The sequence below is a fragment of the Streptomyces sp. TRM70350 genome, from assembly GCF_019219825.1.
In the GTDB taxonomy this organism is placed as follows: Bacteria; Actinomycetota; Actinomycetes; order Streptomycetales; family Streptomycetaceae; genus Streptomyces.
In genome coordinates this window covers 130,801-139,892 of record NZ_JAHUXH010000017.1, presented here as the reverse complement: position 1 = coordinate 139,892, position 9,092 = coordinate 130,801, and the positions used below count along the sequence as shown (strand labels likewise).

The 9,092-nt window shown below is 68.2% G+C and carries 8 protein-coding genes; 3 read left to right on the top strand and 5 right to left on the bottom strand.

Annotation, left to right across the window (positions count from 1 at the left end):
* Positions 1 to 27 precede the first annotated feature (27 nt).
* The 4 genes from KWI83_RS24185 to KWI83_RS24170 form a co-directional block, all read right to left on the bottom strand.
* Positions 28 to 723, bottom strand: a complete 696-nt coding sequence (locus KWI83_RS24185; RefSeq protein WP_308122151.1) for an FMN-binding negative transcriptional regulator — start codon at positions 721 to 723, stop codon at positions 28 to 30.
* A 1-nt stretch (position 724) separates the two neighbouring features.
* A complete protein-coding gene (locus KWI83_RS24180) occupies positions 725 to 2,071 on the bottom strand; it encodes a lysine N(6)-hydroxylase/L-ornithine N(5)-oxygenase family protein (RefSeq protein ID WP_218516484.1) in 1,347 nt (448 codons plus the stop codon).
* Positions 2,068 to 2,898, bottom strand: coding sequence for a phenylalanine 4-monooxygenase (locus KWI83_RS24175; RefSeq protein ID WP_218516483.1), 831 nt, complete (start codon positions 2,896 to 2,898; stop codon positions 2,068 to 2,070). The genes KWI83_RS24180 and KWI83_RS24175 overlap by 4 nt, the downstream gene beginning before the upstream one ends.
* 267 nt (positions 2,899 to 3,165) lie before the next feature.
* Positions 3,166 to 3,636, bottom strand: a complete 471-nt coding sequence (locus KWI83_RS24170) for a hypothetical protein (protein ID WP_218516482.1) — start codon at positions 3,634 to 3,636, stop codon at positions 3,166 to 3,168.
* A 97-nt stretch (positions 3,637 to 3,733) separates the two neighbouring features.
* On the opposite strand from KWI83_RS24170, the gene KWI83_RS24165 reads away from it, so the two are divergent.
* Both KWI83_RS24165 and KWI83_RS24160 read left to right on the top strand, forming a co-directional pair.
* Complete coding sequence (locus KWI83_RS24165; protein ID WP_218516481.1) at positions 3,734 to 3,979, top strand: hypothetical protein; 246 nt, start codon at positions 3,734 to 3,736, stop codon at positions 3,977 to 3,979.
* A 322-nt stretch (positions 3,980 to 4,301) separates the two neighbouring features.
* The gene (locus tag KWI83_RS24160; RefSeq protein WP_218516480.1) at positions 4,302 to 4,796 is read left to right on the top strand and encodes a DUF6417 family protein; all 495 of its coding nucleotides are present in this window, start codon (positions 4,302 to 4,304) and stop codon (positions 4,794 to 4,796) included.
* Between the two features lie 404 nt (positions 4,797 to 5,200).
* On the opposite strand, the gene KWI83_RS40380 is transcribed toward KWI83_RS24160, so the two are convergent.
* Positions 5,201 to 5,419 (bottom strand): hypothetical protein, encoded by a 219-nt coding sequence (locus KWI83_RS40380; protein WP_374106361.1) that lies wholly within the window; start codon positions 5,417 to 5,419, stop codon positions 5,201 to 5,203.
* 395 nt (positions 5,420 to 5,814) lie between these two features.
* Here KWI83_RS40380 and KWI83_RS24150 point away from each other — a divergent pair, with 395 nt between their 5' ends.
* A complete protein-coding gene (locus KWI83_RS24150) occupies positions 5,815 to 8,469 on the top strand; it encodes a glycosyl hydrolase (RefSeq protein ID WP_218516479.1) in 2,655 nt (884 codons plus the stop codon).
* Positions 8,470 to 9,092 lie beyond the last annotated feature (623 nt).

The window sequence follows — 9,092 nt, the reverse complement described above, 5'->3', positions numbered from 1 at the left end:
GTCCCGGCCGTCGCGAACTCCCCTGCGTCATCCGGCTGTCTCCCGCTCCTCGTCGGCGTCGGTGAGTCCGTGGGCGCGCATCATGATCGCCAGTGCGCGGTGGGTGCCGGACTCGCTGGTCTCGAACTGCTTGGCCACGCGCCGCCGCATCGGCACGGGCTTCTCCTGGCTGAGCTTGAACATCGTCTGCACGGTCTCGACCCGCAGGGTGAACGCGCCGACTCCGGGCGCGATCTGCCGGAAGTAGTCGAGGGAGGACTCCTGCTCCCAGCCGCGCCCGAAACGGGCCTCCAGCCGGCGGGCAGTGTCGGAGACGATGTCCAGCACGTCGGCGGGTTCGGCGGTGGGTTCCACCGTGCCGGTCACGTGTACGGCGGTGAAGTTCCAGGTGGGGGCCGCGGGCGTGACGTCGTAGACCGTCGGCGAGACATAGCCGTGCGGGCCCTGGAAGACGATGAGCGCCCGGTCGCCGGAGCGCATCCGGCGCCACTGCGGGTTCTCGATGTTCATGTGCCCGATCAGGGTGGAGCCGGCCAGGGGTACGGTGCCCGCAGCGACGGCCTCGGCGTCGGCACCGTCGGTTCCGTGCCGGAACAGCACCGGCGCATGGGTGGCCACGGGGACGCCCTCGTGCGAAGTGACGACCACCGCCAGTGGATTGTGTTGCAGAAACGCCAGGACGACGCCGTCGCGGTCCTCGCGGTACAGCGGACCCTCGTACACGTCAGCCCCTGTTCCCCGCTGTTGCCTTGCTCCCAGCGGCACGGTCCGGGTCGCACCGCCTGCCGATGACCGACTGGGCGATCTCGCCCGCGCGCACCGCCACCATGGACAGCAGCGTGGAGGCGATGCCGTGGGTCGCCTCGGTGGCGCCCTGGACGTAGATGCCGCACCGGAAGTCCGCGTTGGTACTCAGCCGGTAGTCACGGCCGATGAGCAACTGCCCTGCCGCGTCGCGGCGGAGGGCGTCCGCGACGCCGCCGAGTAGTTCCGCCGGGTCGGCGGACTGGTATCCGGTGGCGAGCACGACCAGGTCGGCGTCGAGGTCGGTGATCTCGCCCGTGGGGAGGAACTCCACGTGTACCGCGGCGGTGTCTGCGCGCTGTTCGACGGACACCAGGCGTGAGGCGTTCATCAGCCGCAGACGCGGTGTGCCGGTCACCTTCTGCTCGTACTGGCGGCGGTAGAGGCCGTGCAGGACGTCCGCGTCGACGACGGCGTAGTTGGTGCCGCCGTGATAGCGGAGGATGGCCTGCTTGACCTCGGGCGGGGCGAAGTAGAAGTCGTCCACGGCGGCCGGGTCGAAGACGCGGTTGGCGAAGGGGCTGGAATCGGCGACGCTGTAGCCGTAGCGGGCGAATACCGCGCACACCTCGGCCTGCGGGTAGCGCTCCATGAGGTGTCCGGCGACCTCGGCCGCGCTCTGGCCGGCGCCGACCACGACGACTCGCCGGGGCGGCCGTTCGTCGAAGGCGGGCACCCTGTGCAGCAACTGGGAGCTGTGCCAAACGCGTTCGCCGGTTTCGACGCCCTCGGGCAGCCGTGGGCGCAGGCCCGAGGCGATGACGAGGTTTCTGGTCCGCGCGACCACCCGGTCGCCGGCCAGCACATCGAGGGCGACGACCTCGCCGGCCTCCGCCACCGGTCGCACTCCGGTGGCCTCCACTCCATACTCGACCAGGTGCCGCAGCCGGTCGGCGGCCCACTGCAGATAGTCGTGATACTCGACCCGCGAGGGCAGCAGTGTGTGCTGGTTGATGAAGTCGACCAGGCGGCCCTTCTCCTGCAGATAGGAAAGGAAGCCGAAATCGCTGGTCGGGTTCCGCATGGTGGCGATGTCCTTGAGAAAGGACACCTGGAGCGAGGAGCCCTCGATGAGCATCCCGCGATGCCAGCCGAATTCCTCTTGCTTTTCCAGGAACAGGGCCTGCCCAGCGGCTCTTGATTCGTGGAGCGCCACCGCCAACGCGAGATTCGCTGCACCGAATCCGATTCCAGTTACGTCGAGCACTCGCGCTTTCGAACTCTGACCGTTCTCTCCGGTATGTGTTCGCCCCGCGAGCCGGCTCATATATCAACCGCCAGGATCTTTTCAATGGATGCGTCGTCGCAAGACGCCCAGAATTCCCCCGCCACATCCTCGAGATGAGCAAGGGAACGTGCGCTGTAAAGAGTGGTTTGGTACTGGGTGATGTCGTAGTCGACCTGGACCATGTCGGCCATGTCCAGCGGGCGCACCTCGGCGGAGCGGAAGTGTTCGAGCTCGCCGTAGGAGGAGACGATGCTCGCGCCGTAGGCCCGCGGCCCGTCGGAGCTGTCGAGCAGGCCGCACTCAAGCGTGAACCAGAAGGTCTTGGCAACGAACTGGACAGCGACCTCGGACTCCACCCTGCGCACGGCCTCGCCGGCAACGCGGTACAAGTCGGCGAACCGGTCGTCGGCCAGAGCACTGCCGTGCCCGATGACCTCGTGCAGGATGTCCGGTTCAGTCGAGTAGAAGGGCGTCACGCCGTCGCGGAGGTACTGGGTGGAGTGAAAGTACCCGTCGGCCAGAGAGCCGCAGAACAGCGCGAAGGGGACCACGCCGGACGCGGGCCGGAGGCGGAATCCGGTCAGCCGGTCGAGCCGGTCGGACACCTCCTGCAACTGCGGGACGCCGTCGCCGCCCACCCCGAGCCGCTCCACCGCCTCAAGGAACTCCGGCGCCGCCAGGTACCGGTGCCGATCCGCGAGTCGCCCGGAAACGAGGCGCCACAGGGCGTGCTCGGCGTCCGTGTAGTCGACCTCTGGAATGGGCTCGCCGAGTACATAGGCGGCAGCGCGCGCGGCGATTTCGTCACGCCGTTGCCGATACGCAGACGATGCGGCTAAGTCCGGCGCATCCGAGCCGAAATTCACGATATTCCCCCTGCTCCATCGGCGGAAGGCAGCAGGTGCAGTCCAAAAATTAGTCTGGTCAGGACTCCCCGTATCAGCCTTCCCCCGTCCAGCCGATCTATTGGGACCCTACACGCCACCCACGGCACTCGCAAGAATTTTCTACCCGCCCACTATGGTCCTTTTGAGTAGACTCACCCGAAAATGATCAACTTTGTAGCCCTACCGCTCAAGAAAAAGGGCACACCCCTCACGAGAAGGCCGCAGGACCGATTGATTACGCTGCCTTTATATCGGCCGATATTGCGCCGGAACTTTTGAGTTGCCTACCTGATCGTGCAGCGAACGTGCTGGCATGGAATTAGCTGCGGACGATGTGGGGGGGGACGCGTCGGCGCGCATGACCAGGCAGTCCACCAGCCCGGTCATCAGCACCGCCGCTGTCTCTGAGACGTGCGGCGGCAACGCCTCGGCTCCGGTCAGGTGCCGCAGCTGGGCCGCGTACCGGTAGCGAATCCTCTGCCCCGCCTGTCCCCCGGGATCGGCCTGCACGCGTCCCGAGCTGGCCGCGCCGCGCACTTCAAGCTGCGGGAAACGTCCGTGGTGGCCGCCGGCAACCCGCGCCAACCGCACCGCCGGGCCGGCATCGCCTTCCAGGACGTAGCCCGTCCCGGCACGAATCCCCACCAGGACCGCGCCCTCGATGAACGTCTCCAGGAGCAGACCCGGCGCCCTCAGCCCGAGCTCCTCAAGGATCAACAGGGCCGACCACGAACTCGACCGCGGCCCATCCGTCACCGACCCAACCCGGATCCGAACGCGGCTGAGCACTACGCTCCACGACCGCGACATTGCCATGGACGCCATCCTCGACGCGCTGCGATCCGACGACCCCGACCTGCCCGACGTCGACGAGAAGATACGCCGCTTCATCGCCCTGGCGCGGGAGGTCCCACCGCGCTGCGGAAGTCGTGATCCTCGAAGGACCGGCTGCCAGAGAACGCTGACAAGGGAGATTGCTGATGAACGAGAACGCATCCTGTACCAAGCGGTCAAGGACTTCCGCCTCGCGGCCCGCAACGTCATCGGCAACAGGAACTGACTCAGCAAACCCTGACCGGCATGACCACCGGAAAGCCTGAGGCACTGGATGGCCTGGGACGTTCGACAGGCGGAAGGCATGTCCAACAACTTCGGCTGTTGGCTGGAGCCGGCCGCAGTAGCGGGTGGGCTGCACTACCGTGGCCGTCACAGCCGGTACGGCCGCGACCTGGTGGAACGGTGTCGAGAGGCAGGGGCGGATGGGGCGCAGCAAGGGCCAGTACGCACTCTTGGAGGCGCTCCGCACAGCGCACCGAGCCTCCTCTCATGGGTGGGTCACCGAATCGCCTGGGCTGAGCCGCGACAGCGTCGAGCGTCTCGTCATGGCCGGTCTGGCCGAGTGGGCCGACCCTGTTCAGCGCGCCGAGCTGTCCGCGTACGCCGGAAGGCCCGTCGCGTGGGCAGCGCGCCCTAGCGGTGAAGGCCACGACGTCCTGCTGTACGCAGAAGCCCGCGCCCGCCCCACACCACAGCCACCGCCCGAACCAGAGCCCGGGCCCGACCAGAGGGAAGTCGCGCTCCTGCCCTCCGAGATGACGATGGTGCGCCTCTACCTCTCGCTCGCTGACCGCCTTGAGCGTCCCCCGGCCGCGGGGCTCGACGAGGCGGTGCGCACGGCCCGCTTCCGGAAGGAAGCCAATCGATGGCTCCTTCATGTGACCGACGAGCAGACAGCCTCGATCGCGTACGCCTTCTATCTGGAGGGGCAGTGGGGCCACGTCACCGCGGCCAACCGCTTCGGCCGCACCTATGGCATCATCCACCGCCCGCGGGCAGGCACAGCCAGCTCAGCCGAACCGACAGCAGCAGGCCAGTAGATACCCGATCCCCTCCAGGACGAACGAAAACGACGCAGGTGGCCGGTGTCTGCCTGCCCCGTGTCAGTGGCTGCCGCCATGCTCTGTCGTGGAGGTGGGCTTCGGATGCCGTTGACGGCGTTGCACGCGACGCATGGGGCGCTTGACGCGACGCTGTTGGACCTCGGCTGCGGCGTCGAGTGGACGAGCGTGCATCGTGTACGGCCCCGGGCACCGCTCCGGTGTCCGGCCTGCGCCGAGCCTATGCACGCCAAGGTCTCGCCGCGCGGGCTGCGGTTCTTCGCGCACGATCAGCTCAACCCGAGTTGGCCAGCCACGTCAGAGGGGCGGGATGGCTGTGGACGTTCACGTATTTCCCCGGGGCTGAGTTCACGTGATTCCCCAGCCCCGGGCGCCGATGGCGTCTACTTGGCCGACGGCTTGGCGGGCTTGTCGGTGGGGTTCTTGGGGCGCTTGTTCGGACGGTAGCTGGGGCCGTTCATGATGACCTGGTGGCTGGTGTTGATGAGCCGGTCGAGGAGGGACTCGGCGACGACGGGGTTGGGGTCCGACCGGTCTTGGCGAAGCGGAAACGGAGTCCAGGTAGGCGCGCAGGCGCTGCTGGCTCGGATGCGCGTTGGCATCCCAGCTCTCCAGGACGGGCGGCTTCGACAGCCTGACAGGGGGAACCGCGGGTGGTGAGAACAGTGTGAGCACGCCGCCAGTGTCCCCTGGCATGGCAGCCCTCATGGCCGGAACCGAACAGACCCGGGGCTCCTCTCGGACGCCTTGTTACTCAGCAGACGACCCGGCCGTACTCGGCCAACCACCGGTCGATCCGTTCTTGAGTTCGGAGTGGGGTGGCCCGTTGGGGCTCGGAAAGCCACTCGGGCTCGTTGCCCGGCTGTCCGGCGCTGCGCCGCTGAAGATTCTTTTACACACTGATTGCCATTTTCAGCTCCCCTACAACTGCTCTTTGATCAAAGCTGTTTCACAGCAAGTGTCATGTGCATCACGCGCTTCTTAGGGGAGGCACTTCATGGCAGTCAGCGGTCGGCGAGCGAGACGCATATGGGCGGTACTCGCCACCTCCGCCGCACTGGGCCTGACGGTCACTCAGGCCCAGGCGGCACCCGGCGGCGACGATCCGTTCGGCGTCCGTGTCCTGGACGAACGGGCCCACCTGCATGAACAGCAGGGGGGCCTGTCGCTTTCGGCGGAGGAGGAACCAGGGGAAGAGGAACCGGGAGACGGCGGCGAGGAGAACGAGCACATCGCCGCGCGGGCCGAGGAGTACGCCCAGGCCCGCACCGCGCCGGGCGGCATCGTGGCGCCGGGCGCGTTCGGGGCGGCGTACGGCGAAATGCTGAACCTGCCCAGCACCAAGGGCGGTTGGCGCAACAACACCCGGCTGCCGTACGACGCCGACGACCCCCGCTACCGGGACATCAACTCCAACTCCAGCGGCGGCGCGGGCAAGGTGACCGGCCGGGTGACCGGCATGGCGGCCGACGACCGCGGCAATGTGTACGCGGGCTCGGCCAACGGCGGTGTGTTCCGGTCGCGGACCGGCGGCGGCCACTGGACGAACATCTCCGACGAGCTGCCCGCCCTGTCCACCGGCGATCTCCAGCTCGATCCGCGCGGCCGCCTCTGGTACGCCACCGGAGAGGCCAACACCAGCGCGACCGCCTTCCTCGGCACCGGCGTCTACGTCCTGAAGGACCCGCGCCACGGCAAGTTCAGCCGGCGCGACCGGGTCGGCGGCGACGAGCTGGAGTCGACGTCCATCAACGCGCTGCGGTTCGGCGGCGACAAGGTGTGGGCGGCGACCACGCGGGGCGTGTGGAGCCACAGCACCAAGACGCTCAAGGGCCCCTGGAAGCTGGAGTTCGCGCCCAACCCGGACTATCTGCCGGGCGGCCCGAAGGACGACGACGAGAGTGCCGCGTACAAGAACATCGCGAGCGACATCGCCATCGACCCCAAGGACCCGAACAAGGTCGTTCTCGCCATCGGCTGGCGCAGCGGCGACACCTACAACGGCTTCTACACCAAGGGCCGTGACGGTTGGCAGCGGCTGACCGACCTCGGTGAGCTGCCGACCAACGCGGAGGACGTCGGCAACGTCAGCTTCGCGCGCAGCGCGGACGGGTCGCGGTACTACGCCATCGACCAGTCGCCGCAGCAGATGGCGACCAACCCGGACAGCGGCCTCGCGGGCATCTACGTCTCCAAGTCCGGCTCACCGACCGGCAAGTGGACGAAGATCGCCGACTACAAGCAGCTGCGCGACTCCGGCTCGGCGCTCACCGGCGACGGCTACCAGCCCGGCATCCAGGCCTGGTACAACCAGTTCCTCACCGTCGACCCGAAGAACCCCGACCATGTGTACGCCGGTCTGGAGGAGGTCTTCGAGACCAAGGACGGCGGCAAGACCTGGACCGTCCCCGGCCCGTACTGGAACTTCGGCTTCGACTGCTGGTCCATCGACCCGGCCAAGCCGTCCGGCGACTGCCCGCAGACCACGCACCCCGACCAGCACGCGGTGGCGATCGGCAGCTACTACGGCAAGCCGTACGTCCTCGTCGGCAACGACGGCGGCGTCTACCGGCGCCCGGTCGACGGCAGCGCGAACGCCGACGGTCACGCCACCGACTGGACGTCCCTGAACGACGGCACGATGGACGCCCTGCAGTACTACTCGGTGGGCGTCGGCACCGACCCGGACAGGCGCGGCATCGCGATCACCGGCGGCCTGCAGGACAACGGCCAGTCCATGCTGCGGCCCGGCGACCGCGTGATGGGCTCCAACTTCGGCGGCGACGGCGGCGACACGCTCACCGACCCGGACAACGGGTGCAACATCGCCGAGGAGTACGTGTACCTCTCGGTGTCCGTCACGCAGAACTGCGCGGTGAACGACGGAAGCTGGATCGACGACCCGTCGAAGGCCACGTCGTACTCGGTCGCGCCGCCCGACAGCGAGACGGCCGAGGCGCGGTTCATCGCGCCGCTGAGCGCCGACATCAAGGACAAGAACACCTGGGTCGCGGGCGGCCGCCACATCTGGATCAACACCAAGGGCTACGGGATCCGCAGCGGCAGCGAGTGGTTCAAGGCCTTCGACCTGGGCGAGGGCCGCGCCGCCACGGCGGTCGCGTCCTCCGGCGGGAAGGTGTACGCGGCCTGGTGCGGCCCCTGCAACAACCAGGGCTTCGCCCGGGGCGTCGCGGTCGGCAACGCCGACGGCACCGGCTGGCACGAGCTGAACCTGCCGGTGGACAGCACGGTCCCCAACCGCTACCTGTCCGGTCTCGCCGTCGACCCTGCGAACGCCGACCACGTCCTGCTCGCCGTCAACGGCTTCTCCCGCAAGTGGACGGAGGGCCCCGGCGCGGGCGTCGGCCACCTCTTCGAGACCAAGGACGGCGGCACGACCTGGACGGACATCTCCGGCAACCTGCCGGACGTGCCCGCCAACTCGGTGGTCCTGCTGAAGAACGGCACGATCGCCCTGGGCACGGACCTCGGCGTACTGGTCCGCACGCCGAAGTCGTCCGGCTGGAAGGTGGCCGGCACCAACCTGCCGACCACCGCCGTGCTCCAGCTCAAGACCGGTCCGGACGGGCGCCTGTACGCGGCCACGCACGGACGCGGGATCTGGTCCATCGATGTGCGGCGCCTGCGGTGATCCTCCGGCGTACGGCGGCCGCGGTGACGTGAGCCGGAGCAGCACGACCTGACGTGCGGAGGCGCGGAGAGGGGGCCTGCGGTCAGATGGACCAACCAGATGACCGTTCGGCCTCCTCCCGCGCCTTTCGACGCGTGGCCGTGCGCTCCGCGCACTTAGGGTCGTAGGAATGAGTGATATGCCCCCGACGTTCGCCATGTCCGTCACCGTCACCATCGCGGGCCTGAGCCGTCCGCCGCTCCACCGCCGTCGTCGCCGACACCATCACCCTCCCTGCCGGCTACCGGGGCACCAGCCAGGTCCTCTACCCAAAGGCGAACATCTCGAAGGACTGGAAGGGCGATGTCGGCGGCGACGCAGGGACGTCGATCAGCGCCGATGTGGAATTCACCGAGGGGCCCGGTGTGACGACCTACCGGTACCTCACGCAGAACGCGCTCACCGGCGAACGGCTGTCCCCCCATCTCCCGCTGAGGGGAGTCCAGTTCCGTCTTCCGTGACGTCATCGCGTATGCGCAGTCGACCCCGGACGGCGACCTCGGCGTCAGCGTCGACGACACCACCTCCAAGGCAGCCGTAGGCACTCCGGCCGAGCCGTGGCACTCCCGCTGGTGGGAATCCCC

Coding starts and splice junctions, on each gene's coding strand:
- KWI83_RS24180 (WP_218516484.1), bottom strand. CDS start 2,071: ATGAGCCGGCTCGCGGGGCGAACACATACCGGAGAGAACGGTCAGAGT.
- KWI83_RS24165 (WP_218516481.1), top strand. CDS start 3,734: ATGGACGCCATCCTCGACGCGCTGCGATCCGACGACCCCGACCTGCCC.
- KWI83_RS24160 (WP_218516480.1), top strand. CDS start 4,302: ATGGCCGGTCTGGCCGAGTGGGCCGACCCTGTTCAGCGCGCCGAGCTG.
- KWI83_RS40380 (WP_374106361.1), bottom strand. CDS start 5,419: ATGCCAACGCGCATCCGAGCCAGCAGCGCCTGCGCGCCTACCTGGACT.
- KWI83_RS24150 (WP_218516479.1), top strand. CDS start 5,815: ATGGCAGTCAGCGGTCGGCGAGCGAGACGCATATGGGCGGTACTCGCC.